At 66.7% G+C, this 26,454-nt stretch carries 25 protein-coding genes and 1 other RNA gene; 20 read left to right on the top strand and 6 right to left on the bottom strand.

Annotation, left to right across the window (positions count from 1 at the left end; translation table 11 throughout):
- Positions 1–13: 13 nt before the first annotated feature.
- On the bottom strand, positions 14–1,138 hold the full coding sequence (locus NEF64_RS15195; protein ID WP_031392995.1) for a PQQ-dependent sugar dehydrogenase: 1,125 nt from the start codon (positions 1,136–1,138) through the stop codon (positions 14–16).
- Positions 1,139–1,317: 179 nt separating this feature from the next.
- Between NEF64_RS15195 and rimP the strand changes: the two genes are divergently transcribed.
- The 11 genes from rimP to NEF64_RS15250 all read left to right on the top strand — a co-directional run bounded on the left by rimP (position 1,318) and on the right by NEF64_RS15250 (position 13,608).
- Positions 1,318–1,911 (top strand): ribosome maturation protein RimP, encoded by a 594-nt coding sequence (gene rimP, locus NEF64_RS15200; protein ID WP_031392996.1) that lies wholly within the window; start codon positions 1,318–1,320, stop codon positions 1,909–1,911.
- Complete coding sequence (gene nusA / locus NEF64_RS15205; protein ID WP_081877399.1) at positions 1,911–3,650, top strand: transcription termination factor NusA; 1,740 nt, start codon at positions 1,911–1,913, stop codon at positions 3,648–3,650. Before rimP ends, nusA begins: the two co-directional genes overlap by 1 nt.
- The gene (locus NEF64_RS15210) at positions 3,650–3,889 is read left to right on the top strand and encodes a tautomerase family protein (RefSeq protein WP_056405285.1); all 240 of its coding nucleotides are present in this window, start codon (positions 3,650–3,652) and stop codon (positions 3,887–3,889) included. Before nusA ends, NEF64_RS15210 begins: the two co-directional genes overlap by 1 nt.
- Before the next feature lie 196 nt (positions 3,890–4,085).
- Positions 4,086–4,772 carry a DUF448 domain-containing protein gene (locus tag NEF64_RS15215; RefSeq protein WP_042466764.1) on the top strand — a complete coding sequence of 229 codons (687 nt, stop codon included), beginning with the start codon at positions 4,086–4,088 and terminating at the stop codon, positions 4,770–4,772.
- Positions 4,769–7,618 carry a translation initiation factor IF-2 gene (infB, locus tag NEF64_RS15220; protein ID WP_056405283.1) on the top strand — a complete coding sequence of 950 codons (2,850 nt, stop codon included), beginning with the start codon at positions 4,769–4,771 and terminating at the stop codon, positions 7,616–7,618. The genes NEF64_RS15215 and infB overlap by 4 nt, the downstream gene beginning before the upstream one ends.
- Before the next feature lie 116 nt (positions 7,619–7,734).
- On the top strand, positions 7,735–8,124 hold the full coding sequence (gene rbfA, locus NEF64_RS15225) for a 30S ribosome-binding factor RbfA (protein ID WP_031396110.1): 390 nt from the start codon (positions 7,735–7,737) through the stop codon (positions 8,122–8,124).
- 33 nt (positions 8,125–8,157) lie between these two features.
- Positions 8,158–8,733 carry a thymidine kinase gene (locus NEF64_RS15230; RefSeq protein ID WP_056405281.1) on the top strand — a complete coding sequence of 192 codons (576 nt, stop codon included), beginning with the start codon at positions 8,158–8,160 and terminating at the stop codon, positions 8,731–8,733.
- Between the two features lie 130 nt (positions 8,734–8,863).
- Positions 8,864–9,772 (top strand): tRNA pseudouridine(55) synthase TruB, encoded by a 909-nt coding sequence (gene truB, locus NEF64_RS15235; RefSeq protein ID WP_056405278.1) that lies wholly within the window; start codon positions 8,864–8,866, stop codon positions 9,770–9,772.
- A 20-nt stretch (positions 9,773–9,792) separates the two neighbouring features.
- Positions 9,793–10,062: a 30S ribosomal protein S15 gene (rpsO, locus tag NEF64_RS15240; protein WP_031394369.1), complete on the top strand. Its 270-nt coding sequence runs from the start codon at positions 9,793–9,795 to the stop codon at positions 10,060–10,062.
- 194 nt (positions 10,063–10,256) lie between these two features.
- Positions 10,257–12,677, top strand: a complete 2,421-nt coding sequence (pnp, locus tag NEF64_RS15245; protein WP_056405276.1) for a polyribonucleotide nucleotidyltransferase — start codon at positions 10,257–10,259, stop codon at positions 12,675–12,677.
- A gap of 214 nt (positions 12,678–12,891) precedes the next feature.
- Positions 12,892–13,608 carry a hypothetical protein gene (locus tag NEF64_RS15250; RefSeq protein WP_056405275.1) on the top strand — a complete coding sequence of 239 codons (717 nt, stop codon included), beginning with the start codon at positions 12,892–12,894 and terminating at the stop codon, positions 13,606–13,608.
- A gap of 67 nt (positions 13,609–13,675) precedes the next feature.
- Here the strand turns inward: NEF64_RS15250 and ssrA are convergent.
- Positions 13,676–14,031, bottom strand: a transfer-messenger RNA (tmRNA) gene (ssrA, locus tag NEF64_RS15255).
- 60 nt (positions 14,032–14,091) lie between these two features.
- Here ssrA and NEF64_RS15260 point away from each other — a divergent pair.
- On the top strand, positions 14,092–14,523 hold the full coding sequence (locus NEF64_RS15260; protein ID WP_031394858.1) for an RrF2 family transcriptional regulator: 432 nt from the start codon (positions 14,092–14,094) through the stop codon (positions 14,521–14,523).
- A gap of 36 nt (positions 14,524–14,559) precedes the next feature.
- Here NEF64_RS15260 and mscL read toward each other — a convergent pair whose 3' ends face one another.
- Positions 14,560–15,030, bottom strand: a complete 471-nt coding sequence (gene mscL / locus NEF64_RS15265; RefSeq protein WP_031394859.1) for a large conductance mechanosensitive channel protein MscL — start codon at positions 15,028–15,030, stop codon at positions 14,560–14,562.
- A gap of 104 nt (positions 15,031–15,134) precedes the next feature.
- Here mscL and NEF64_RS15270 point away from each other — a divergent pair, with 104 nt between their 5' ends.
- The 4 genes from NEF64_RS15270 to NEF64_RS15285 are packed head-to-tail and all read left to right on the top strand — an operon-like array spanning position 15,135 to position 17,775.
- Complete coding sequence (locus NEF64_RS15270) at positions 15,135–15,734, top strand: LemA family protein (protein WP_031394860.1); 600 nt, start codon at positions 15,135–15,137, stop codon at positions 15,732–15,734.
- A gap of 16 nt (positions 15,735–15,750) precedes the next feature.
- The gene (locus tag NEF64_RS15275) at positions 15,751–16,602 is read left to right on the top strand and encodes a TPM domain-containing protein (RefSeq protein ID WP_056405273.1); all 852 of its coding nucleotides are present in this window, start codon (positions 15,751–15,753) and stop codon (positions 16,600–16,602) included.
- 1 nt (position 16,603) lies between these two features.
- Positions 16,604–17,275 carry a TPM domain-containing protein gene (locus tag NEF64_RS15280; protein WP_031394831.1) on the top strand — a complete coding sequence of 224 codons (672 nt, stop codon included), beginning with the start codon at positions 16,604–16,606 and terminating at the stop codon, positions 17,273–17,275.
- Complete coding sequence (locus NEF64_RS15285) at positions 17,272–17,775, top strand: NUDIX hydrolase (RefSeq protein WP_414711857.1); 504 nt, start codon at positions 17,272–17,274, stop codon at positions 17,773–17,775. The genes NEF64_RS15280 and NEF64_RS15285 overlap by 4 nt, the downstream gene beginning before the upstream one ends.
- A gap of 57 nt (positions 17,776–17,832) precedes the next feature.
- Here NEF64_RS15285 and NEF64_RS15290 read toward each other — a convergent pair whose 3' ends face one another.
- Together NEF64_RS15290 and hrpB are read right to left on the bottom strand one after the other, a co-directional pair.
- The gene (locus NEF64_RS15290; protein WP_031440756.1) at positions 17,833–18,114 is read right to left on the bottom strand and encodes an ETC complex I subunit; all 282 of its coding nucleotides are present in this window, start codon (positions 18,112–18,114) and stop codon (positions 17,833–17,835) included.
- 9 nt (positions 18,115–18,123) lie between these two features.
- Positions 18,124–20,580, bottom strand: a complete 2,457-nt coding sequence (gene hrpB, locus NEF64_RS15295; RefSeq protein ID WP_056405645.1) for an ATP-dependent helicase HrpB — start codon at positions 20,578–20,580, stop codon at positions 18,124–18,126.
- Between the two features lie 140 nt (positions 20,581–20,720).
- Here hrpB and NEF64_RS15300 point away from each other — a divergent pair, with 140 nt between their 5' ends.
- Genes NEF64_RS15300 through NEF64_RS15310 form a run of 3 tightly spaced genes read left to right on the top strand, consistent with a single transcriptional unit; the run spans position 20,721 to position 25,147 of the window.
- The gene (locus NEF64_RS15300) at positions 20,721–23,240 is read left to right on the top strand and encodes a penicillin-binding protein 1A (protein WP_056405271.1); all 2,520 of its coding nucleotides are present in this window, start codon (positions 20,721–20,723) and stop codon (positions 23,238–23,240) included.
- A gap of 57 nt (positions 23,241–23,297) precedes the next feature.
- The gene (prfB, locus tag NEF64_RS15305) at positions 23,298–24,425 is read left to right on the top strand and encodes a peptide chain release factor 2 (RefSeq protein ID WP_031394840.1); all 1,128 of its coding nucleotides are present in this window, start codon (positions 23,298–23,300) and stop codon (positions 24,423–24,425) included.
- Positions 24,426–24,427: 2 nt separating this feature from the next.
- Positions 24,428–25,147 (top strand): class I SAM-dependent methyltransferase, encoded by a 720-nt coding sequence (locus NEF64_RS15310; RefSeq protein WP_056405268.1) that lies wholly within the window; start codon positions 24,428–24,430, stop codon positions 25,145–25,147.
- A gap of 34 nt (positions 25,148–25,181) precedes the next feature.
- Here NEF64_RS15310 and NEF64_RS15315 read toward each other — a convergent pair whose 3' ends face one another.
- Positions 25,182–25,577, bottom strand: a complete 396-nt coding sequence (locus NEF64_RS15315; RefSeq protein ID WP_056405267.1) for a JAB domain-containing protein — start codon at positions 25,575–25,577, stop codon at positions 25,182–25,184.
- An 82-nt stretch (positions 25,578–25,659) separates the two neighbouring features.
- Here NEF64_RS15315 and NEF64_RS15320 point away from each other — a divergent pair, with 82 nt between their 5' ends.
- A complete protein-coding gene (locus NEF64_RS15320) occupies positions 25,660–26,454 on the top strand; it encodes a thymidylate synthase (protein WP_056405265.1) in 795 nt (264 codons plus the stop codon).

The raw sequence follows: 26,454 nt of genomic DNA on the forward strand, positions 1-26,454 counted from the left end.
GGGCGGCACAGCCTTACCGCGCCGTCAGCTTGATCAGCCGTCCCTGCGATTCGCCACCGTCCTCCAGCACCCAGATGGCGCCGTCGGGGCCCTGTTCCACCTCGCGGATACGCGCGCCCATGTCCCACTGGTCGCCCTTGGCGGCATTGGTGCCGTTCAGGTCGACGCGGACGAGTGATTTCGACGACAGCCCGCCGATGAACGCATCACCCTTCCACTGCGGGAACATGCTGCCCGAATAGATCATCAGCCCGCCCGGCGAGATCACCGGATTCCACGACACCTTGGGCGCCGCATAGCCGTCGCCGGGCTTGTGGTCGGGAATGTCGCGCCCGTCATAATGGCTGCCGTTCGACGCGTTGGGCCAGCCGTAATTCTGCCCGGGCGTGATCAGATTGACCTCGTCGCCGCCCTTCGGCCCCATCTCCTGTTCCCAGAGATTGCCCTGCGCGTCGAATGCGATACCAAGCAGGTTGCGGTGGCCATAGCTCCAGATCTCGGGTGCAAAGCCCTTGGCCGCGAGCGGATTGCCGGGCGCGGGCTTGCCGTCGAGCGTCAGGCGAAGGACCTTGCCAAGCGTGACCTTGGGATCCTGCGCCGGGGTAAATTTCTGGCGGTCGCCATTGGTGAAGAATAGATATTTGCCGTCGGGCGAAAACGCGATGCGGCCTGAATAGTGACCATTGCCCTCGACGAACGGCCGCGCGTTGAAGATCACTTCGATCTCGCCGAGCCGCTCGCCCCCACCACCGTCGGGCCGCAACCGACCCCGCGCGAGAACCACGCCCTTGCCGCCAGCACCCGCCGACGAATAGCTGAAATACACGCGGTTGCTCGTCGCGAAGTCGGGCGCGAGGACGACGTCCATCAACCCGCCCTGCCCTGCCGAATCGACGGTGATCGTCGCGACCGTCTGGCGCTGTTTTCCATCGGCCGAGACGAGCAGCATGCCGCCGGCCTTCTCCGTCACCAGCATCCGCCCGTCGGGCAGTACCGTCATCGCCCAGGGCGACTCGAAATCGGCGACGACCGTTTCGCTGAACGGCTTTTCCCCCGCCGCGGGCTGTGCGGAACAGGCAGCGGCGGCGAGCAAAGTGGCGGATATCAGGCCGGTGGCGGCCAATGTGCGACGGATCATGATCTTCTCCCGGAAATCCCTGCGCCAACGCGGCGTGACGAACGAAGGTTGCTCCCGCTTGCGAAGCGTTGCCATCGCGGGTATGGAGATCCTACTTTCTCTACATCGCCAGATGAAGAGGCTGCGGGGTTCGCTCCGCGGCGCTGATCACCTGTGCTTTGGCCCTGTTTGGAATTGCGATGGCGAATATCGCCCTGTTGACCGAATTGATCGAACCCGAAGCCAAGGCGCTCGGGCTCAGCCTCGTGCGCGTGCGCATGCAGGGCGGCAAGTCCGATCCGACGCTGCAGGTGATGGCCGAGCGGCCCGACACCCGCCAGCTGGTGATCGAGGATTGCGCGGAACTGTCGCGCCGCATCTCGGACAAGTTCGACGCGCTCGAGGCCGAGGGCAAGGACCCGGTCGGCGAGGAGGCTTATCGTCTCGAGGTATCGAGCCCCGGTATCGATCGCCCGCTGACCCGGCTCCAGGACTTTGCCGACTGGGAAGGCCAGGAGGCGCGTATCCGCCTCGTCGAGCCGTTCGAGGATCGCAAGCAGATCTCGGGCAACCTGATGGGCGTCGAGGGGACCAAGATCACCGTCGACGTGAACAAGCACAAGATCATGACGATCGACTTCGCCCAGGTCGCCGACGCCAAGCTCGTCATGACCGACCGACTCATCGCCGCGACCGCGCCGCTTTCGACCGAAGGCGCGGACGAGGTTTTCTATCAAGATACGTCCGATGAGCCTGATGCTCGCGGCGTCGAGACCGAAGAAGGACAGCATTGATGGCCACGGCAGTCACCGCAAACCGCGCGGAACTGATCGCGATCGCGAATTCGGTCGCGTCGGAGAAGATGATCGACAAGGCGATCGTGATCGAGGCGATGGAGGACGCGATCCAGCGCGCCGCCCGTTCGCGCTACGGCGCCGAGAACGACATCCGCGCCAAGCTCGACCCGAACACCGGCGATCTGCGCTTGTGGCGCGTCGTCGAAGTGGTCGAAGCGGTCGATGACTATTTCAAGCAGGTCGACGTCAAGGGCGCGCAGAAGCTCCAGAAGGACGCGGCGCTCGGTGACTTCATCGTCGATCCGCTGCCCCCGATCGAGTTCGGCCGCATCGCCGCCCAGGCCGCCAAGCAGGTCATCTTCCAGAAGGTCCGCGACGCCGAGCGCGAGCGCCAGTTCGAAGAGTATAAGGACCGCGCAGGCGAGATCATCACCGGCGTCGTCAAACGCGTCGAGTTCGGCCATGTCGTCGTCGACCTGGGCCGTGCGGAAGGCGTCATCCGCCGCGACGCGCAGATCCCGCGCGAAGTGGTGCGCGTCAACGACCGCATCCGCTCGCTGATCCTGAACGTCCGCCGCGAGAACCGCGGGCCCCAGATCTTCCTCAGCCGCGCGCACCCCGACTTCATGAAGAAGCTGTTCGCGCAGGAAGTCCCCGAAATCTACGACGGCATCATCGAGATCAAGGCTGCGGCCCGCGATCCCGGTTCGCGTGCGAAGATCGGCGTCATCAGCCATGATTCGTCGATCGATCCGGTCGGCGCGTGCGTCGGCATGAAGGGCAGCCGCGTGCAGGCCGTCGTGCAGGAAATGCAGGGCGAGAAGATCGACATCATCCCCTGGTCGCCCGATATCGCGACCTTCGTCGTCAACGCACTGCAGCCGGCCTCGGTCAGCCGCGTCGTGATCGACGAAGAGGAAGAGCGCATCGAGGTCGTCGTTCCCGATGACCAGCTGTCGCTGGCGATCGGCCGTCGTGGCCAGAACGTCCGCCTCGCGTCGCAGCTGACCGGCAAGGCGATCGACATCCTCACCGAGGCCGATGCGTCCGAGAAGCGCCAGAAGGACTTTGTCGAGCGTTCGGCAATGTTCGAGAAGGAGCTCGACGTCGACGAGACGCTTGCACAGCTGCTGGTCGCCGAAGGGTTCACCAGCCTCGAGGAGGTCGCCTATGTCGAGGTCGAGGAGATCGCCGGCATCGAGGGCTTCGACGAGGACCTGGCGGGCGAGTTGCAGAACCGCGCGACCGAGGCGCTCGAGCGTCGCGACGCGGCCAGCCGCGAAGAGCGTACCGCGCTCGGCGTGGAGGACGCGCTTATCGACATGCCGTATCTGAACGAGGCGATGCTCGTCACGCTCGGCAAGGCGGGCATCAAGACGCTGGACGATCTCGCGGATCTTGCGACCGACGAGCTCGTCGAGAAGAAGCGCGCCGAACCGCGCCGCCGCAACGACGACGCGCCCAAGCGTCCCGAGCCCAAGGGCGGGATTCTCGCGGAATATGGTCTGAGCGACGAGCAGGGGAACGAGATCATCATGGCCGCGCGCGCGCACTGGTTCGAGGACGAGGCCCCCGAGGCTGACGCCGTCGAGGCGGACGAGGCTCCGGTGGAAGAGGCCTCGGCCGAGGACACTGCGGCTGAGGACACTGCGGCTGAGGACACTGCGGCGGATGACGTCTCGGCGGATGACGCCGCGGACACGACCGACGCGAAGAGCGAGGACGACAAGGCCTGATGCCGTTCGTCAGCATCCGCATTTCGGGGTCCGCCACCAAGGACCAGAAGGCCGGCATCGTCGCAGACGTCACCCAGTCGCTTGTCGAGCGGCTGGGAAAGAACCCGGCTGCGGTACAGATCGTGATCGAAGAGGTTTCGACCGAGAATTACGGCGCGGGCGGCCAGCTGCTGGTCGACCGCGACGCTCCCAGGACGACTCCGGCGCAGGAGGACGCACATGCGGAACCCTCCCGATGAGACGCTAGGCGCTACCAACGGCCTTCCTTCCTCCCCTCCCGCAAGCGGGAGAGGACCGAAGGGTGGGCGCCCGGCCTCGGCTAAGAACAAGGGTGCAGGTGGGCGCGAGCCTAACCCATCCCGCGTGCGCGAGGGGGATGAAGACGCCCCCATTCGCAAGTGCATCCTGTCGGGCGAGCGCGATGTTCGGCCACATATGGTGCGACTCGCGCTGGCCCCCGATGGCCAGATTCATCCCGACGTGCGTGCTAAGGCTCCTGGCCGTGGCGCGTGGATCGGGGTGACACGAATCGAACTCGAAGCGGCGATCAAGAAGGGCAAGCTGAAGGGCGCGCTCGCGCGTGCGTTCAAGACCGGCGAGTTCGCGATTCCCCCCGAACTGCCTGCGCAGATCGAAGCCGCGCTTGAGCGCAACGCACTTGACCGGCTCGGGCTCGAATCGCGCTCGGGCACCGTGCTGATCGGCTCCGACCGGATCGAGCAGAATGCGCGCCAGGGCAAGCTGAAGGCGCTGTATCATGCGTCCGACGCGGCCGAGGACGGCAACCGCAAGCTCGACCAGGCGTGGCGCATCGGCAACGATGTCGAAGGCTCGGGTCTGCGGGGGTTGGCACTGCCCGCGTCACGTACCATATTGGCGTTGGCGCTGGGGCGGGAGAATGTGGTACACATTGGCCTGACTGACCGCGCTGCAGCAAAGCGGGTGAGCGAAGCGCTCGACCGTTGGCTGCATTTTATCGGCCCCGAACCTTCTCCCGTGTCTTGCGAAACGGCCTCGCAGGGCGCATCGGCGTCTCAACAAAACGGGACGTCACCCATAACAGGGGCGTCCGGATCGACCGGACACAGCCCGGCCGTGGACATGACTGAGGAATTTGAGTGAGCGACACGGACAACGAGAAGCCGAAACTTGGCATGCGCGCACCTTTGGGTGTGAAGCGCACGGTCGAGACCGGCCAGGTGAAGCAGAGCTTCAGCCACGGCCGATCGAATACGGTGATCGTGGAAACCAAGCGTGCGCGCGTCCTGCGCCGTCCGGGCGAGCCCGACGGTCCGGTCGCCGATGCGCCGGTTGCCGCGCCCGCGCCGGTTGCGGCCCCCGCACCGGCTCCGCAGGCGCGTGCGCCGCAGCCCGCCCCCGCACCGGTACGCCAGCAGGCACCGAGCAACCTGTCGCCGCAGGAGCGGCAGGCCAAGCTTCTCCGCGAGGCGGAAGAGCAGCGGATGAACACGCTCGAAGAGGGGCGTCGCCGTCAGGAAGCCGAGCGCGCCAAGGCCGCCGAGGACGAGCGCAACCGCATCGCCGAACGCGCGCGTGCCGAGGCGGAAGCCAAGGCTGCACCGGCGCCGAAGCCCGTCGAGGCGCCTGCGCCCGCACCTGCACCGGCACCCGTCGTCGAAGCAGCGCCGGTCGTAGCGCCGACGCCTGCTGCCGCGCCGGTTGAAGCCCCCGTTGCAGCGGCCCCTGCCCCCGCTGCGGCCCCGGCACCCGCGCCGACCCCGGCGCCAGCTCCGGTGGCGGCACCAGCACCGGCCCCCAAGCCGGCGCCTGCGCCTGTCGCACCGCCCGCGCCGCCGCCGATTCTCGAATTGTCGCGCGATCCGTCGATGCCGGCACCACGCCGGTTCTCGCCAGTCGCCCGTCCCGAGCGTCCTCCGCCGCCGCCAAAGCCCGTTCCGGCACCTGCGCCTGCAGCGCCGGCGACGACCGCCAATGCCGGCACGACCGCAGCGCGCCCTGGTGCAACCGGTGCCAACGCGCCGGCCGGCGGCGTCCGTCGCGACGCACCTCCGGCCCGCCCGCAGCAGCGTGACCGCAAGGGCGACGATCGTCGCACCTCGGGCAAGCTGACCGTCAACCGTGCGCTCGGCGATGGCGATGGCGCCCGCGCCCGTTCGCTCGCCGCGCTCAAGCGTGCGCGTGAGAAGGAGCGTCGTGGCACCGGTGGCCCGCGCGAGCCGCAGGCCAAGCAGGTCCGCGACGTGGTCGTCCCCGAGGCGATCACCGTGCAGGAACTGGCCATCCGTATGGCCGAGAAGGGTGCAGACCTCGTCAAGGCGCTGTTCAAGATGGGCATGCCCGTCACGATGACGCAGACAATCGACCAGGATACGGCCGAACTGCTCGTCACCGAATTCGGTCACAACCTGACGCGCGTCAGCGATGTCGACCAGGATCTGGCGAACGACACGATCGACGATGCCGAGGAGACTCTGCGTCCGCGTGCCCCGGTCGTCACGATCATGGGTCACGTCGATCACGGCAAGACGTCGCTGCTCGATGCCCTGCGCGGCACCGATGTGGTGCGCGGCGAAGCGGGTGGCATCACCCAGCATATCGGCGCGTATCAGGTCACGCTGAAGGACAAGTCGAAGATCACCTTCCTCGACACGCCGGGCCATGAGGCGTTCACGCAGATGCGTGCGCGCGGTGCGGATGTCACCGACATCGTCATCCTGGTGGTGGCGGCGGACGACGGCCTCATGCCGCAGACGGTGGAGGCGATCGCCCACACCAAGGCGGCTGGCGTGCCGATGATCGTCGCGATCAACAAGATCGACAAGGAGGGCGCCAATGCCCAGAAGGTGCGCGAGCGCCTGCTGAGCGAGGAGATCGTGGTCGAGGACATGGGCGGCGACGTCCAGGACGTCGAAGTCTCCGCGACCAAGAAGATCGGTCTCGACACGTTGATCGAGAAGATCCAGCTCCAGGCCGAACTGCTCGAACTGCGCGCCAATCCGGATCGCGCGGCCGAGGGTACGGTGATCGAGGCCAAGCTCGACAAGGGTCGTGGCCCGGTCGCGACGATCCTCGTCAATCGTGGTACGCTCAAGGTCGGCGACATCTTCGTGGTCGGCGGCGAGAGCGGCAAGGTCCGTGCGCTGGTCGACGACAAGGGCAAGCAGATCAAGGAAGCGGGTCCGGCAATGCCGGTCGAGGTCCTCGGTCTGTCGGGCGTCCCGTCGGCGGGCGATCCGTTCCAGGTGGTCGAGAACGAGGCACGGGCCCGCGAAGTCGCGGAATATCGTCGCAGCGTGAAGACCGACAAGCGGACGGCATCGGTTCCGGCCAGCCTCGAGAGCATGTTCTCGGCGCTGAAGGAAAAGCAGGCGATCGAATATCCGCTGGTCGTGAAGGCCGATACGCAGGGTACCGTCGAGGCGATCGTCGGGGCGATCAACAAGATCTCCACCGACCTGATCAAGGCGCGCGTGCTGAGCTCGGGCGTCGGTGGTATCACCGAGTCGGACGTCACGTTGGCGGCGGCATCGGGTGCACCGATCATCGGCTTCAACGTTCGTCCGAATGCCAAGGCACGCGAGATCGCGGAGCGCCAGAAGGTCGCGTTCAAATATTATGACGTGATCTACGACCTGATCGATGAGATCCGGGCGGGCATGGCCGGCGAGCTTGGGCCGGAAGCGTTCGAGACGGTCGTCGGTCGTGCCGATATCCGCGAGGTCTTCTCTGCGGGCAAGCATGGCAAGGCGGCGGGTCTGCTCGTTACCGAGGGCAATATCCGCAAGGCGCTCAAGGCACGTATCACGCGCAACGACGTCATCATCTACCAGGGCGAAATCGCATCGCTGCGTCGCTTCAAGGATGATGTCGCCGAAGTCCGCGCCGGGCTGGAGTGTGGCGTGACGTTCACGTCGAACTTCGTCGACATCAAGGCCGGCGACGTCCTCGAGACGTTCGAAGTCGAGATGCGCGACCGCACGCTGTAATACTGAAGCCCTCTCCCCCTCGGGGAGAGGGTTGGGTGAGGGGCAGTACCGGGCGGTAACGCTTGCGGCCGCCCCTCACCCCCACCTCTCCCCGGAGGGGCGAGGGAGTTAGAAGAATGAAGACCGATACCCCAGAGATCAAAACCGTCCGCGCGCTGCGCGTGGGCGAACAGGCGCGTCACGCGCTCAGCGACATCCTCGCACGCGGCGACGTGCATGATCCGGTGCTCGAAAAGCACCTCGTCACGATCACCGAGGTCCGCATGTCCCCCGACCTGCGCCACGCCACCGTCTTCGTGAAGCCGCTGCTCGGCAAGGACGAGGAAAAGGTGCTGAAGGCGCTGCGGACGAACACCGCCTATCTCCAGCGCGAAGTCGCGACTCGCGTGCAGACGCGCTATGCCGCCAAGCTGAAGTTCGTCGCCGACGAGAGCTTCGACGAGGGCACGCATATCGACACGCTGTTGCGCGATCCGCATATCGCGCGCGACCTGTCCGAGGATTGACGCCGCCGCGCGACGCGTCTTTGGGTTGAGCCGATGGCCAAGCTGTATTTCTATTATGCGTCGATGAACGCGGGCAAGTCGACCAACCTGCTCCAGGCGGACTTTAACTACCGCGAGCGCGGGATGCGGACGATGCTGTTCACCGCCGCAATCGACGACCGCTTTGCGGCGGGCACGATCACGTCGCGGATCGGACTCGAGGCACCGGCGATCGCGTTCGATGCGGATACGGATATCGGCGGCTGCATCACCCGGCAGCACGCCGAGGATGCGATCTCCTGCGTGCTCGTGGACGAGGCACAGTTCCTGACTGCGCCTCAGGTCGACCAGCTGGCGCAGATCTGCGACGTGGTCGGCATCCCGGTGCTCGCCTACGGCTTGCGCACCGATTTCCAGGGTGCGCTGTTCCCCGGCTCGGCGCGGCTGCTGGCGCTGGCCGACTCGCTGGTCGAGATCAAGTCGGTGTGCATGTGCGGGCGCAAGGCGACGATGAACCTGCGCGTCGACGCGAACGGCCGCGCGATCGCCGAGGGGCAGCAGACCGAGATCGGCGGCAACGACCGCTATGTTGCGTTGTGCCGACGGCATTTCACCGAGGCTTTGGGCTGAACCCCGGCCTTCCCATTACCCCCTACCCGTTCGTGCTGAGCGAAGTCGAAGCACTTCTGCCTCACCTTCGACTTCGCTCAGGACGAACGGAAGGGACGGACCAGCCCCCAGTCTTCAAGGATCCTACGACATGCATGGCTGGATCATTCTCGACAAGCCGCTGGGCTTGGGCTCGACGCAGGGCGTGTCCGCGGTGAAGCGCGCGCTGCGCAACGGCGGCTATGGCAAGTTCAAGGTTGGCCACGGCGGCACGCTTGATCCGCTCGCGACCGGCGTGCTGCCGATCGCGGTCGGCGAGGCGACCAAGCTTGCCGGGCGGATGCTCGACAGCGACAAGATCTATGATTTCACCATCATGTTCGGGGTCCAGACCGACACGCTCGACGCCGAGGGCGTAAGCATCGCCACCTCCGACGTGCGCCCGACGAAGGAGGCGGTCGAGGCGGTGCTGGCGCAGTTCACCGGCCCGATCGCGCAGGTGCCCCCCGCCTATTCCGCGCTGAAGGTCGATGGCGAGCGCGCCTACGACCTCGCCCGCGCCGGGCAGGACGTGGTGCTCGCCAGCCGGAACGTGACGATCCACACGCTCACCCCCCACCTCACCCGTCTTTTGGATGACGAGGTCGGGGAGGAACTGAAGGCGGTCACCCTCACTGCGCATGTCTCCAAGGGCACCTATATCCGCTCCCTCGCACGCGACATCGCGCTGGCGCTCGGAACCGTCGGCCACGTCACCATGCTACGGCGCGTAAAGGCCGGTCCGTTCGACCTCTCGTCAGCGATATCGCTGGACAAACTGGACGAACTCGCTAAGGCCACCGCGCTTGAAGATGTACTACTGCCCTTGAGGGTGGCGCTGGACGACATCCCGGCTCTCTCCCTCACCCCCGACCAGGCAGGGGCGCTCCGACAGGGGCGTATCTTGGCCGGGATCGCCGCAGACGATGGCCAATACTTCGCCGAGCTGGACACCGTCCCGGTCGCGCTGGTCGAGGTCGAGGACGGAGACGTCCGGGTCGTTCGCGGTTTCAATCTGTGATGTCGAAGGACTGAGAATTCATGACGATTACCGCTGAACGCAAGACCGAGCTGGTCAAGATCCACGCACGCCAGGACGGCGACACGGGTTCGCCCGAAGTCCAGGTCGCGATCCTGACCGAGCGGATCAAGAACCTGACCGAGCACTTCAAGGGCCACAAGAAGGACAACCACTCGCGTCGTGGTCTCCTGATGATGGTCAACAAGCGCCGGTCGCTGCTGGACTATCTCCGTCACAAGGACGGCCAGCGCTATCTGGATCTGATCGCGAAGCTCGGTCTCCGCAAGTAAAACGAACGGCTCCCTTCGGGGGGCCGTTTTTGTATATACGACTTTGATTCCGCGCCATCGCGCGCGGAGGCAAACGCCAGGACGCAATTCGGTGGGCTGGCAAGGAGCGACAACTCGCTCCACACCGCCGCGAGCCGGCTTAGCTCGCACATAGGCCCCGGTCGGCATCTGGCCGCCGGAGTGAAGGAAACGAAATGTTCGATACCAAGACCGTAAGCGCCCAGTGGGGCGGCAAGACGCTGACGCTCGAGACCGGCCGCGTGGCCCGTCAGGCAAACGGCGCCGTGCTCGCCACCCTCGGCGAGACCGTCGTTCTGTGCGCCGTCACGGCTGCACGGACCGTCAAGGAAGGGCAGGATTTCTTCCCGCTCACCGTCCATTACCAGGAGAAGTTCTCCGCAAGCGGCCGCATCCCCGGTGGCTTCTTCAAGCGTGAGCGCGGCGCGACCGAAAAGGAGACGCTGACCAGCCGTCTCATCGATCGCCCGATCCGTCCCCTCTTCCCAGAGGGTTTCTACAACGAGATCAACGTGATCTGCCAGGTTCTGTCGTATGACGGCGAGAACGAGCCGGACATCCTCGCGATGGTCGCGGCGTCGGCTGCGCTGACGATCTCGGGCGTGCCGTTCATGGGCCCGATCGGCGCAGCACGCGTCGGCTATGTCGATGGCGCCTACATCCTCAACCCGACGCTCGACGAAGCCAAGGCGGGTGACCTCGACCTCGTCGTCGCCGCCACCGGCCAGGCCGTGATGATGGTCGAATCGGAAGCCAAGGAGCTCTCGGAAGAGATCATGCTCGGCGCGGTCCAGTTCGCGCACAAGGCTTGCCGCGAAGCCGCCAACCTGATCATCGATCTGGCCGAGCAGGCTGCCAAGGATCCTTGGGAAATGGCCGAGCAGGCCGACCTGTCGACCGCCAAGGACAAGCTGAAGAAGCTGATCGGCAAGGACATTGCGGCTGCCTACAAGGTGACCGACAAGTCCAAGCGTTCGGACCTGCTGAACGCCGCACGCGCCAAGGGCAAGACCGCCTTTGCCGATGCGACCCCGCAGGACCAGATGGCGGCCGGCAAGCTGATGAAGAAGCTGGAGGCGGAGATCGTCCGCGGCGCCATCCTCAAGGACGGCACCCGGATCGACGGCCGCACCACCACGCAGATCCGTCCGATCGAAGCGATGGTCCACTTCCTTCCGCGGACGCACGGCTCGGCGCTGTTCACGCGCGGCGAGACGCAGTCGATCTGCACCACCACGCTCGGCACGCGCGACGCAGAGCAGATGATCGACGGCCTCAACGGCCTGTCGTACGAAAACTTCATGCTCCACTACAACTTCCCGCCCTACTCGGTCGGTGAAGTCGGTCGCTTCGGTGCGCCGGGTCGTCGCGAAGTCGGCCACGGCAAGCTCGCTTGGCGCGCGCTGCACCCGGTGCTGCCGTCGAAGGAAGAGTTCCCGTACACGATCCGCGTTCTGTCGGACATCACGGAGAGCAACGGCTCGTCGTCGATGGCGACGGTCTGCGGCGGTTCGCTGTCGATGATGGATGCGGGCGTTCCGCTTAAGCGTCCGGTGTCGGGCATCGCGATGGGCCTGATCCTCGAGGGCAAGAACTTCGCGGTTCTGTCGGACATCCTTGGCGACGAGGATCACCTCGGCGACATGGACTTCAAGGTCGCCGGCACGTCCGAGGGCATCACCACGATGCAGATGGACATCAAGATCGCCGGCATCACCGAAGAGATCATGGGCAAGGCGCTGGCACAGGCCAAGGAAGGCCGTGCGCATATCCTGGGCGAAATGGCCAAGGCGCTCGACCACACGCGTGAGGAGCTGTCGGCCCATGCACCGCGGATCGAGACCTTCACGATCGAGAAGTCGAAGATCCGTGAAGTCATCGGCACCGGCGGCAAGGTGATCCGCGAGATCGTCGCGCAGACCGGCGCCAAGGTCGACATCGACGACGAGGGCGTGATCAAGGTGTCGTCGTCCGACCCCGCGCAGATCGAAGCCGCGATCAAGTGGATCAAGGGCCTCGTCGAGGAAGCCGAAGTCGGCAAGGTCTATGACGGCAAGGTCGTCAACCTGGTGGACTTCGGTGCGTTCGTGAACTTCATGGGTGGCAAGGACGGTCTCGTCCACGTGTCCGAAATCAAGAACGAGCGCGTCGAGAAGGTCTCGGACGCGCTGAGCGAAGGCCAGGAAGTCAAGGTCAAGGTCCTCGAGATCGATCCGCGTGGCAAGGTTCGCCTGTCGATGCGCGTCGTCGACCAGACGACCGGCGAAGAGCTGGAGGACACGCGTCCTGCCCGTGAGCCGCGCGAAGGCGGTGACCGTGGTCCGCGCGGTCCGCGTCGCGATGGCGATGGTGGTCGTGACGCCGGTAACGGCGGTGGCGGTCGTGGCCCGCGCGGCGAAGGCGGCGGCGGTGATCGTGGTCCCCGTGGCCCGCGTCGTGATGGTGATGGCGGTCGTGATGGCGGCAACGGCGGTGGCCGTGGCCCGCGTCGCGACGGCGGTGGCCAGGGCGGCGAGCGCGCTCCCCGCGCCGAGCGTTCGGACGGCGACAAGGCCCCCGAGTTCGCTCCGGCGTTCCTGACGGGCGATCGCGACTAAGCGATCTTGCCGACTGGCAACTAGCGAAAGGGGATCCGGGCAACCGGGTCCCCTTTTTCGTGGTAATCACGATTGCGGAAGCCAGCGGCGCGATGCCGCGGGATCCGCGCTCGGCAATTTGTACGAGAATGACGCCCGGACGCGCTGCTATCGGCTTGCGGGGGCCAGCGTGCATGCGCATTCTCGGCCAAGGCAGCAGAGATGCGGGGGCATCATGGCAACCTTGGCGACCAGCGTGTCGGCGATCACCGCCGAGCGGCGTTTCTATCTCATGCTGGCTGCGATCATCGCGGTCACCGTCTTCGCGGGGTTCGGGCTGGACCTGCAGCGGACTGACTGGAACATCGCCGGGCTTCCCGCCCAGGTCCATCTGCACGCTGCCGTTTTCTTCGGCTGGATCACCCTCTACGTCGCGCAGAACTGGCTGGTCGACCGGGGGTCGATCGCGATGCACCGGCGACTGGGCGTCGCGACCGCATGCCTGATCCCAATCATGGTCGTGGTGGGCGTCGCGACGACGGTCATGGCCGTCCGGCTCAACCGCGTCCCGCCCTTCTTCACGCCGGGCCTTTTCCTCGCGCTCGACCTTCAGATCATCGGCTTTGCGATCCTGGCGGGCTGGGCGATCCAGCTCCGACACCGGTCCGACTGGCACAAGCGCCTGATGCTGTGCGCGACGATCCTGATCATGTCGCCGGCGCTGGGGCGCATCCTGCCGATGCCGCTCATGGGTCCGTCCGGGACCTGGGCGATATTCATCGCGACCATGGCCTATCTGGGGGCTGCGATGCTGTTCGATGCGCAACTGCGCGGGCGGGTGCACCTGGCCTATTGGTGGGGCGCGGGAATGCTGACCCTCGTCCAGCTGCTGATCGGCATCGTCGGGTTCAGCCCGCGGCTCGACAACCTGATCGCCCAACTCGCCGCCTGACGACGGGGATGCGCTCGAGTATGATTTGAGTGGGGAGCTTCTGTTGCTCGGTGCCCCCCGTACCGCCGGTTTCCACTTCTGTTGCCCGGTGTGGCCCGAACCGCGCTTTCGTCCGTATAACTTAGGTCGTTAGACCGTCAGTTATGCGGCAATTGCGAGTGCTTCGTTATCGTTGGCACTTGTGTATGGGCCGTTGCGGTGGTCCCATTCCGAGCGAAACATAGCGTCGTTGAACACACGTCGATCCTAGTTCGACCCCGTCATCGTCCCCCTCTTGCGAAGAGGGCGGTGGTGGAGTCGCCGGGTACTGCCCCCGGGTCCGCTGTGTCTATGACACGCCACGGTTTATCGCCATAGTCACCAGGAGAGAATTCCCCCGATGACGCTTGTGATATAGAGCGGCGATCGGCCGATTAAAAGCCCGTGATTTTGCCCTTTGCGGCCTTTCGCTCGCCACAAACCGCGTGCATAGAAATCTGTATTATGTTGACGCAGCGCTCTCGCTACGCGCTTCGCGCGATGATCTTCCTTGGCGGCGCCCCGGTCGGTGGTCCACCGATCCCGATGACCCGCATCGCGGCCGAGGCCAATGTCCCGCGCAAGTTTCTCGAGCTGATCCTTGCGGACCTGCGCGAGTCCGGCTTGCTGCACAGCCATCGCGGCAAGATGGGCGGCTATCGCCTGTCGCGCCCCAGCCACCTGATCTCGCTCGGCGAGATCATCCGGATCATCGAGGGCCCGCTCGCGCTGGTGCCCTGCGTCAGCCGGACGGCCTATCGGCCCTGCCTCGACTGCAAGAGCGAGGCAGACTGCGCGATCCGCTTTGCGATGATGCGCGTCCGCGACGAGACTGCGCGGATCCTCGACGGCACGAGCCTGGCGGATGCCAACGCCGAGGATCTGGCCGCAGCCTGATCTCCCCCTCCCCCCGGGGGAAGAGGGGCAGGACGTTCAGCCGCGTGCCTTGAGCTCGTCGCGAATCTCCCGCAACAGCGCGATCTCAACCGGCTCGGGCGCTGGCGCGACTGGAGTCGCTTCTTCCTCACGCTTGAGCCGCGCGGTTTCACGCTCGATCAGCGCCGCCGCGCGGTTCACGACGCGCAGGATCATGAAGATGATGAAGGCGACGATCACGAAGTTGACGAGCTGCGTCGCGAACGCGCCATAGCCGAGCAACGGCACCCCCGCCTTCTTCAACGCCGCATAGTCGCTGAGCGAACCGGCATAGTTTGCAGGGACAGGCCCCATCCGCCAGAAATAGCTCGAAAAGTCGAGCCCGCCGAAAATCTTGCCGATCACCGGCATCAGCACGTCGTCGGTCAGCGACGTGACGATCTTGCTGAACGCCGCCCCGATGATCACCGCAATAGCCAGATCAAGCACGTTGCCGCGCATGATGAACGCCTTGAATTCCTTGAGCATTCTCGCCCCCTTTTCCAGTCCACCGCACGCTAGCCATCGATTTCGGTTTCGCCAAGCCGGTCCGCTGTCCTATGGGGGTGATACAGACCAGCAGGAGAGCCCCGATGTCGTCCTATGCCCAGATTCTTCGCGGATCCGCCGTCGTTGCGCTCGCGGCGACGCTTGGCGGCTGCGGGATCAACAGCATCCCGACCGCCGAGGAAAATGTGAAGGCGCGGTGGGCCGATGTCCAGAACGACTATCAGCGCCGCGCCGACCTGATCCCCAACCTCGTCGCGACGGTCAAGGCGGCCGGCGCGCAGGAAAAGAGCATTTTGGTCGAGGTGACCCAGGCGCGCGCCGCCGCGAGCACGGTGCAGGTCTCGGGCGACGACCTGACCGACCCTGCGAAGATCGAGCAGTTCTCGCGCGTGCAGGGTGCCGTCGGGCTGTCGCTGCAGCGACTGCAGGAGGCTTATCCCGAGCTCAAGAGCCAGGCCAATTACACCACGCTGATGAGCCAGCTCGAAGGCACCGAGAACCGCATCACGATCGCACGGCGCGACTATAACGGCGCGGTCCAGGCCTATAACACCAAGATCCGCACCTTCCCCGACGCGGTCGGCGCGAAGATCTTCTATGGTGCAAAGCCGATGGTGCCATTTGCCGCGACCACGCCGGGGGCCGAGACGGCACCGACGGTGAACTTCGGCAACGCGAGCTGATCGCGGGGCCGGCGGCATGATCCGTGTCCTCGCGGCGCTCCTCTTCGCGGTGCTGCTCGGCAGCGGCACCGCAGGCGCCCAGACCTTCCCGAAATTTACCGGCTTCGTCGTCGACGCGGCGAACGTGATCCCGCCCGAGCAGGAGGCGGCGCTCATAAAACGGCTCGACGATCTCCAACAAGCGACCGGCAACCAGCTGGTCGTCGCGACCATCGCCGATCTGCAGGGCTATCCGATCGAGGATTATGGCTATCGCCTGCTGCGGAACTGGGGGGTCGGGCTGAAGGACGCCAATAACGGCGCGATCCTGCTCGTCGCGCCGAACGACCGCAAGTTACGGATCGAGGTCGGCTATGGGCTGGAACCGGTCCTGACCGACGCGTTTTCGAGCGTCGTGATCAACCAGCAGATCCTGTCGCGCTTCAAGGCCGGGGACATGACCGGCGGTATCGTCGCGGGCACGAATGCGGTCGCGGACCAGCTCGCTTTGCCCGACGCCGAGGCCCGCGCGAAAGTCGGCGCGGCGGCGGCGGAATATGACAAGACGCATCGCCGCGCGCCGTCCGGCAACGGTGGCGGCGTGCCGATCGGGTTGATCATCTTCGGGATCGTTGCCGCCGCGATCGTCATTCCGATGATCTCGCGGCGTGCCGGTGGCACCCGCTATTCAAGCGGTGGCGGCGGCAACGGGACACTGCCGATCGTGCTGTGGAGCATCGCCAACGAGATGTCACGGCGCGGCGGCGGCGGCGGTAGCAGCTGGGGCGGCGGTGGCGGCGACAGCGGCGGCGGCGGCTGGATGGGCGGCGGTTTTGGCGGCGGCGGCGGCGGCTCTGCCGGCGGTGGCGGCGCATCGGGGAGTTGGTGACATGCGGTTGAGCGAAGCCGATCACGGCCGCGTCACCGCCGCTGTGACGCAGGCCGAAACCACGACGACGGGCGAGATCGTCACGATCGTCGCGCGCCAGTCCGACGCCTATCACGACGTCTCGCTGCAATGGTCCGTGCTTGCCATGCTGCTGAGCCTTGCGGTGCTCGCGCTGCACCCGGTGGCGGCCGACCAGATCTATGCGCGGCTCGTCGATCCGTGGGCGCAGTCGGCACCACAGGGCGCGTTGTTCGCGATCGCGCTCGTCCTGATGACGCTGGTGTTCCTGGGCATGCGCCTGCTGCTCACTATCCCCGCGTTGCGACTCGCGCTGACGCCGGGCGCGACGAAATCGCGGCGGGTGCGCAGGCGTGCGGTGATGCTGTTCCGGGCGGGCGCGGAAAAGCGCACGCGGGGCGCGACGGGCGTGTTGCTGTACCTGTCGCTTGCCGAGCACCGCGCGGAGATCGTCGCGGACTCGGGCATCCATTCGCGCGTGCCGAACGAGATCTGGGGTGCGGCAATGGCGGCCGTGCTCACCGCGGTGCGCGACGACCGGCCGGCGGACGGCATGGCCGATGCCGTCGCGCAGATCGGCACGGTGCTCGCCGAGCATTTCCCGCGAACCGGTGCGGCGAACAACGAACTTCCCGACAGGCTGATCGAATTATGAGCACGACCGTATGGGCGGGCAAGTTCCTGACCGTGCAGACCGAAGGCACCTGGGAATATGTGGAACGTCGCGGGCAGATCGCGGCAGCCGTGATCGTTGCGATCGACGCGGGCGACGTCATCCTGGTCGAACAGTTTCGCGTACCGCTGGGCCGCGCCTGCCTCGAACTGCCTGCCGGGCTGGTGGGTGACGAGACCGCAGGCGAGAGCGTCGCGGTCGCCGCCGGGCGCGAGCTCGAGGAGGAAACCGGCTACCGCGCGGCCGCGATCGAGGATCTGGGGCTCTTCTATTCGTCGCCGGGGATGACGTCGGAATGCTTCACCCTGGTTCGTGCGACCGGGCTGACCAGGGTCGGCGACGGCGGCGGCGATGGTGACGAGAACATCACCGTCCACCGCGTACCGCTCGCCGACATTCCTGCCTTCGTCGCGGCGAAGCGCGAGGCGGGCGTCGCGATCGACGCGAAGATGCTGTTGATCCTCGCGGGATCGATCTTCTAGCGACGCTCGCGCTGAGCCGATTTCAACGCCGTTGCCGGAACGGCGTCGGGTAGTCGCTTATTTGAAGTTGTCCGCGTAGCTCTGCAGCTTCAGCGTCTTCTGCGGCGCCGGTACGACGGTGTAGCCGAACCCTTCACGCTCGCAATGCGCGATCGCGGCCTCGGCGGTCGGGAAGAACAGGCGGAGCTGGTCGCGCGTGTCGCCGCTGCCGGCCCAGCCGGTCAGCGGGTCGGGGCGCTTGGGCTCCGAGGGTTCGAATTCGAGCTGCCAGCTGTCGGTCCGGTGCTTGCCGGACTGCATGGCGTTCTTGGGGCGCTGGAAGATACGGGCGGTTGGCATGGGCTCCCCTTATCGCGAAGTTGCGCCCCTTGCATCCGCCTTTTTCGTGCGCAGCGTCGCCGATGCCGCGGCGGGATCGTCGGGCCAGGGATGCTTGGGGTAGCGACCGCGCATTTCCTTGGCGACCGCGACCCAGCTTCCCGCCCAGAAACCGGGCAGATCGCGCGTCGTCTGGATCGGGCGTCCGGCCGGCGACGTGAGGCTCAGCACCAGTGGAACGCGCGCTTCGCCGATGGTCGGATGCACGCCGAGCCCGAACAGCGCCTGGACGCGCAGTTCGACACGGGGCCCTCCCTCGGCGGCATAGTCGATCGCGTGCGTGCTCCCCGCCGGACTCGTAAAATCGGGCGGCGCGAGGCGGTTGATCGTCTGCATCGCATCCCAGCCGAGCAGGTTGCGCAACGCCTCGACGAGTGCCCCCGGGGCGATCGCATCGAGTCGGCGCTTTCCGACGAGCAGCGGCGCGAGCCATTCGTCCAGACGGTCGAGCAACGCCGCATCGTCGAGCGGCACGCCTGCATAGGCGGCGCGGTCGCGCAACGCCTGCCCGCCGTCGCTCCACGGCAGCAGCGAAAGACCGTGCTCGCGAACCGCCTCCAACAGCGCGGCGAGGATCGCGTCGGGATCCGCGCCGCTGTCCGGACCACTCGACAGCCGGATCGCGCCGAGCCGCCGGTCGCGCAGCGCTTGGATGCCGCCGGTCGCCGGGTCGAAGCTGACCATGCGGCGCGATTCGATCCGATCGGCGAACAGCGCCTCGACCGTCGGCTGGTCGATCACCGCCGCGGACAGGATCCGCGCGCCCGCCGCGGACCCCTGCGTATCGGCGACCGCAAGCCACTCCGCACGCGCCAGCGGCGACGTCGGATCGAGCCGGAACCCGCGTCCGCCGACCGATGCCCAGGTTTCGCCGGACGGATCACGCCGCCGGGCGACGCGGTCGGGATAGCCAAGCGCGATGCACGTGGCGACGCCCCCGTCTGCCGGCGAGAGAGACCCGCGCGACGGTGCGAGGCGGGCCCACCGCTCGGCCATCCCGCGCGCGGCCTGCGCCTTCGCGCCGCGTTCGGTCTTCCAGCGGCGCAAGCGGGTTTCGACATCTACGTCCTGCCCACCGATGCCACGCTCGCCGAGCAGCACCGCGACCTGCGCGGCGACCTCGGCCAGCCCCCGCTCTCCGGCGCGTAACAGCATATGGGCAAGGCGCGGCGGCATCGGCAGCTTTGCGATCGCACGGCCATGCGCCGTCGGACGACCGTCCTCGTCGATCGCCTCGAGCGTCGCCAGCCGGCGCAGCGCCTCGTCGATTGCCGCAGCGGGCGGCGCATCGATCCAGCGCAGGTCGCGGGGGTCGGCGACACCCCACAAGGCACAGGCGAGCACCAGCGCGGACAGATCGGCCTCGAGGATTTCGGGCGGATCGTAACGCGGCAGCCCCGCGGTCGCGGCCTCTTCCCACAACCGGTAGGCGGTGCCGGGGCCCAGACGCGCGGCACGCCCGGCGCGCTGCGTGACCGCGGCCTGGCTCGCGCGTTCGGTGACGAGGCGGGTCATGCCCGCCGCGCGGTCGTACCGCGGGCGCCGCGCGAGACCCGAATCGACGACGATCCGGATCCCGTCGAGCGTCAGGCTGGTCTCGGCGATGCTGGTCGCCAGCACGACCTTGCGACGGCCATCGGGTTCGGGAAGGATCGCCGCACGCTGCGCCGCCGGATCGAGGCTGCCATGAAGTTCGTGCACCACGATGTCGTCGGGCAGGTTCGCAAGCCGGTCCGCGGTCCGTTCGATCTCCGCGACGCCGGGCAGGAAGGCGAGCACGCCCCCCTGCTCCTCGCCGAGTGCGCGGCGGATCGCTGCCGCCATGCCATCCTCGATCCGCGCCTCTGCCGAGCGACCGATATGCCGCAGCGTCAGCGGATAGCTCCGCCCCTCGCTCTCGATCACCGGTGCGTCGTCCATCACCGCTGCGAACCGCGCGCCGTCGAGCGTGGCCGACATCGCGACCAGTCGCAGGTCGGGACGGAAGCCCGCCTGCACATCGAGTGCGAGCGCGAGCCCGAAATCGCCGTCGAGGCTGCGTTCGTGCACCTCGTCGAACAGCACCGCGGACACCCCCGCCAGTTCCGGGTCGGACTGGATCCGCGCGACGAAGATGCCCTCGGTGACGACCGTGACGCGCGTCGCCGCGGATAGCTTGCTGTCCATCCGCGTCGCATAGCCATAGGTCCGCCCGACCGGCTCGCCCGCCGTCGCTGCCATGCGCTCCGCCGCGGCGCGCGCGGCGAGGCGCCGGGGTGAGAGCAGCAGGATCTCGCCGGTGCACCAGGCTTGCTCGAGCAGCGCAGGCGCGACCGCGGTCGTCTTGCCCGCGCCCGGCGGCGCGACGAGCACGGCGGAGGACCGCGCACGCAGCGCGGTAAGCAGTTCGGGCAGGACGGCAAGGATCGGTAGCGGCGGCGGGGTCATCGCCGCCTGCTGCCACAGATCGATCGTGGCGCAACCGCTTTTCAGGGGTCCGCGCACCACCGCGACCGTCGTGCCCAGCCCCCACCCCGCCGAACGCGGCTGGCAAGGACGCGCGAACCTGCTAGACGCGGGGCACGAATATGGCGTCCGATCCTTCCCCAAACTCCTCGACGGCGACCCGCCGGACCACCGACAGGCTGCGCGGCAGTGTCGCGCGCGTCTGGGCGAGCCGCTGGACCAAGGCGGCGCTCGCGTTGTTCGGCCTCGGGCTGATCGCACTGTTCGGCTTCTGGCTGATCGTCGTCCGCGACCTTCCCTCGGTCGATACGCTGCGCACCTACGAACCGCCCTTGCCGACCAATGTGCGCGGCATCGATGGCGCGCCGATCCACAGCTATGCGCGCGAACGTCGCGTCGAGCTCAGCTTCGCCGAATATCCGCCGATGCTGATCAATGCGTTCCTGGCGGCGGAGGACAAGTCGTTCTTCGAGCATCACGGCGTCGACTTTCCGGGGCTTGCCGGCGCGGTCTTCGACTATGTCTCGAAGATCGGCAGCGGCCGACGCGCCCGCGGCGGATCGACGATCACGCAGCAGGTCGCCAAGAACCTTCTGATCGGCAACGAATATTCGCCAACGCGCAAGCTGCGCGAAGCGGTGCTGGCGTATAAGATCGAGGATACGCTGACCAAGCCTCAGATCCTCGAACTCTATCTGAACCAGATTGCGCTTGGCCGGAACGCGTTCGGCGTCGAGGCCGCCAGCCACGCCTATTTCGACAAGGACCTCGACCAGCTCGATCTCGCACAGATCGCCTATCTCGCGATCCTGCCCAAGGGTCCGTCGAATTACGATCCGGTGCGCTATCACGACCGTGCAATGACGCGGCGAAACTATGTGCTCGACCGGATGCTCGAGAACGGGTTCATCACCCGCGCGCAGTTCGATGCGGCGAACGCCGAACCGCTGGGGGTCGTGCTGCGACGCACGCCGCGGTTTGAAAGCGTCGGCGGCTATTTCGTCGAGGAAGTCCGCCGCCAGCTGATGGCCAAGTTCGGCGAAAGCGCGAAGGACGGCCCTTACAGCGTCTACTCGGGCGGCCTCTGGGTGCGGACCTCGTTCGACACGCGGTTGCAGGATCTGGCGCAGCAGGCCTTGCGTGATGGTCTGGTCCGCTTCGACAGCGGGCGCGGCTGGAACGGGCCGATCCGCCATGTCGAGATCGAGGACGACAACTGGCTCCAGCCGTTGCTCAACAGCAACATCGCGCTCGATTACCGCAACTGGGTGGCGGCGATCGTGACCGGCAAGGACGGCAATAGCTGGAACCTGGGCTTCCGCACCGGCAAGACCGGCACGCTGCCGCGCTATGCCGCGCAGATGGCGGTGCGCGGCAAGGGCGGCAATGCGTTCGGGGCGATCAAGACCGGCGACATCATCGCGGTTGCGCCCGAAGGCGGCGAGTTCGCGCTGCGGGCGATCCCCAAGGTTTCAGGTGCTTTCGTCGTCGAGGAGCCTGCCAGCGGCCGCGTCCTTGCGATGCAGGGCGGCTTCGACGACCGGTTGCAGGCGTTCAACCGCGCGACCCAGGCGATGCGCCAGCCCGGATCGACGATCAAGCCAATCGTCTATTCCGCCGCGCTCGACAACGGCATGACGCCCGCCTCGATCATCGTCGACGGGCCGTTCTGTGTCTATCAGGGCGCGCGGCTGGGGCAGAAATGCTTCCGCAACTTCGGCAATTCGCGCGGCGCCGGGCCGCACACGATGCGTTGGGGCATCGAACAGTCGCGCAATCTGATGACGGTCCGTGCCGCCGCGCAGACCGGCATGCCCAAGGTCGTTGCCACCATCAAGAAGATGGGCGTCGGCGATTACGCGCCTTATCTCTCCTTCGCGCTGGGCGCCGGCGAAACCACCGTGGGGCGGATGGTCAACGCCTATTCGATCCTCGCGAACAACGGCAAAGGCGGGCCGCCGTCGCTGATCGACTTCGTCCAGGATCGTCACGGCAAGGTGATCTGGCCCGAGAACTGGCGCGCCTGCGATCGCTGCAACGCACCCGATTGGGACGGCAAGTCGATGCCGCGTCCGGTCGCGCGCCAGCGCCAGGTGCTCGACGCGATGACCGCCTATCAGATGGTCCACATCACCGAAGGGGTCGTCCAGCGCGGCACCGCGGTGACGCTGCGCGATCTCGATCGGCCGATGTTTGGCAAGACGGGCACGAACAATGGCCCGACCGACGTCTGGTTCATCGGCGGAACCCCGCAATATGTCGGCGGCCTGTATATCGGCTTCGATACGCCGCGGAACCTTGGCAGCGCGGCGCAGGGCGGCACGCTGGCCGCGCCGATCTTCAAGCAGTTCGCGGTCAAGGCCTATGCCGATCTGCCCAAGCTGCCATTCCGCGCCCCCGCGGGTATCCGGATGGTCCGGATCGACCGGGGCAGCGGCCGCCCGGTCTATGGCACATGGCCGAACACCGATGATCCCAAGCCGGGCGTCATCTGGGAAGCGTTCAAGCCCGAAAGCGAACCGCGGCGTGCCGCGCGCCGTACGGGCCCCGCCCCCACCACCACCACCACGCCGACCGCCGCCCCCAAGGCAGAGGCTCCGCGCGACAGCGATTTCTTGCAAAGACAGGGCGGAATCTACTAGCCGTCCCCATATTCCGGGGCTGGCTGTTCATGCCGACCCCAACACTGGAGAATACCCATGCGCGCCGAAGCGCAGGCTCACGTTGACACCATCAAGGACGCGCTGGCGCTGTTGCGCCGTTTTCTCGACTGGGACCGCGCACTGCGTCGTCTCGACGAGCTGAACGCGCGCGTCGAGGATCAGGCGCTCTGGTCGGACCCCAAGGCTGCGCAGGAGGTGATGCGCGAGCGTCGTCGTCTCGACGAGGCGATCAGCGCGACGCGTGCGATCGAGAGCGAGCTCAGCGACACGTCCGAGCTGATCGAAATGGCCGAGGCCGAGGGCGACACCGCGATGGAAGCGGACGGCGTCGCCGCGCTCGCCGAACTTGCCGCCCGCGCGGACAAGGACAAGATCAAGGCGCTGCTCGCGGGCGAGGCCGATGCCAACGACACCTATATCGAGGTCAATGCCGGTGCCGGCGGGACCGAGAGCCAGGACTGGGCGGGCATGCTCAGCCGGATGTATTCGCGCTGGGGCGAACGCCACGGGCTGAAGGTCGAGCTGGTCGACCAGCATTCGGGCGAGCAGGCGGGGATCAAGTCCGCGACGCTGCTGCTGAAGGGCGAGAACGCCTATGGCTATGCCAAGACCGAGAGCGGCGTCCACCGGCTGGTGCGCATCAGCCCCTACGATTCGGCAGCACGCCGGCATACGTCGTTCGCCAGCGTCTGGGTCTATCCGGTCGTCGATGACAATATCGAGGTCGAGTATAACGAGAGCGACCTGCGTATCGATACGTATCGCGCATCGGGCGCAGGCGGCCAGCACATCAACACGACCGACTCGGCGGTGCGCATCACGCACGTCCCGACCGGCATCGTCGTCCAGTGTCAGAACCAGCGATCGCAGCATAAGAACAAGGCCGAGGCCTATAATCAGCTCCGCGCGCGGCTCTATGAACGCGAGCTCGCGATCCGCGAGCAGGCAGCCAATGCCGAGAATGCGTCGAAGACCGATATCGGCTGGGGCCACCAGATCCGGTCCTATGTGCTGCAGCCGTACCAGATGGTGAAGGACCTGCGGACCGGCGTGGTCTCGACCAGTCCGTCGGACGTGCTCGACGGCGATCTCGAGGCGTTCATGGCCGCGGCGCTGTCGCAGCGTGTGACCGGCGAGGCGGTCGAGGTGGAGGACGTCGATTGAAGATGACGCGCGTCCTGGCCCTGCTGCTGTCCCCGATCTGGCTGCTAGCGGCATGCGATGGCAGCAAACCGCTGATCCAGCGTGAACCCAAGGATGCGGGCCCCTTCCCCGCCGCCGACCGGCCGGTCGCGTCGATCGTCTCCGCGCGCTGGTCGAACGAGGAGGCGCGCGACCGGCTGAACGAGGCGGGCGAGGTCATGACCAAGGCGGATATCCGCAAGGGCATGACCGTCGCCGATATCGGCGCAGGCGAGGGCTATTACACGATCCGCGCCGCCGCGCGGGTCGGCAAGGACGGTCGCGTTCTCGCAGAGGACATCGTCGCGAGCGTGCGCGACCAGCTGGCGGAGCGCGTCGCGCGCGAGGATCTTACCAATGTCAGCGTGCGACTCGGTGAAGCCAATGATCCGAAGCTGCCCCCGGCGAGTTTCGACCGCGTGCTGATGGTGCACATGTATCACGAGATCGAGCAGCCCTATGAATTCCTGTGGCGGCTTCGTCCTTCGCTGAAACCCGACGGACTGGTCGTCGTCGTCGACGCCGATCGCGAGACGCGCAACCACGGCACGCCGCCCGCATTGCTCAAATGCGAGTTCGCGGCGGTCGGCTATACGCAGGTCGACAGGGACGAGATGCCGTCGGCGGGCGGCTATATGGCCATGTTCCGCGCGACCGGCCCGCGCCCCGCGCCCGAGGCGATCCGCGCCTGCCGGACGAAATAGCGCCACCGGGCGGAGCAACTGGTGCTCCGGACCGTCAGACCACCCCCATCGCGCGCAGGCTCGCCACCCGGTCGCCCGCGATCACCACGTGATCGAACAGCACCACCTCCACGGTCCGCAACCCCGCCGCCAGCGCACGGGTAAACGCCACGTCGCGCGCGCTCGGGGTCACGTCCCCGCTCGGATGATTGTGCGCGATCACCACCCCCTGCGCCGCGAACGCCAGCGCATCGGCAGCGATACTGCGCACCGCGATCCGCACCTGATCGCGCCCGCCCGCCACATGCCGCATGCCCAAAAGCCTCCGATTCGGATCAAGATAGGCGACCGCCACCGCCTCAGTCGTTGCATGCCCGAGTCTTGCGAACAGCGCGCACGCCGCTGCAAGGTCGGCAATGATCGGAGCGGAGGCGGGCCAGGCGGGCACCACCTCGACTGCCGCATTGCCGCCCCTGTCGCATTTACAACTGCATCCGCTTGAGCGATCCGTCCCGCACCGCTAGGCCGTCGCGATGCGCCAATATCTAGACCTCATGGACCGCGTGCTCTCGACCGGAGTCGAGACGATGGACCGCACCGGCACGGGCACGCTCAGCGTCTTCGGCGCGCAGATGCGCTTCGATCTCGCGCAGGGCTTTCCCGTGCTGACGACGAAGAAGCTTCACCTCCGCTCGATCATCGTCGAACTCCTGTGGTTCCTGCGCGGCGACACCAATGTCCGCTGGCTGCAGGATCGCAAGGTCGCGATCTGGGACGAATGGGCGGACGAGAGCGGCGATCTCGGCCCCGTCTATGGCAAGCAATGGCGCGACTGGGTGGCCGGCGACGGTCGCCATATCGACCAGATCGCCGAGCTGGTCGACCAGATCAAGACCAACCCCGCCTCGCGCCGCCAGATCGTCTGCGCGTGGAACCCGGGCGATCTGCATGCCATGGCGCTGGCCCCCTGCCACTGCCTGTTCCAGACGCATGTCGCCAACGGCAAGCTCTCGCTCCAGCTCTACCAGCGCTCGGGCGACATCTTCCTCGGCGTGCCGTTCAACATCGCCAGCTACGCACTGCTGACGCACATGCTCGCGCAGCAATGCGGACTCGAGGTCGGCGAGTTCATCTGGACCGGCGGCGACTGCCACCTCTATTCGAACCATCTCGAGCAGGCACGACTGCAACTCGGCCGCACCCCCGGCCCGCTCCCGCGGCTCGAGATCGTGCGCACGCCCGACTCGATCGACGCGTATGAGTATGAGGATTTCGTACTCCACGATTACGTCGCGCAGCCGCACATCAAGGCACCCGTCGCGGTCTGA

Origin of the sequence: Sphingomonas aerolata (assembly GCF_023935825.1) — a bacterium.
In the GTDB taxonomy this organism is placed as follows: Bacteria; Pseudomonadota; Alphaproteobacteria; order Sphingomonadales; family Sphingomonadaceae; genus Sphingomonas; species Sphingomonas aerolata.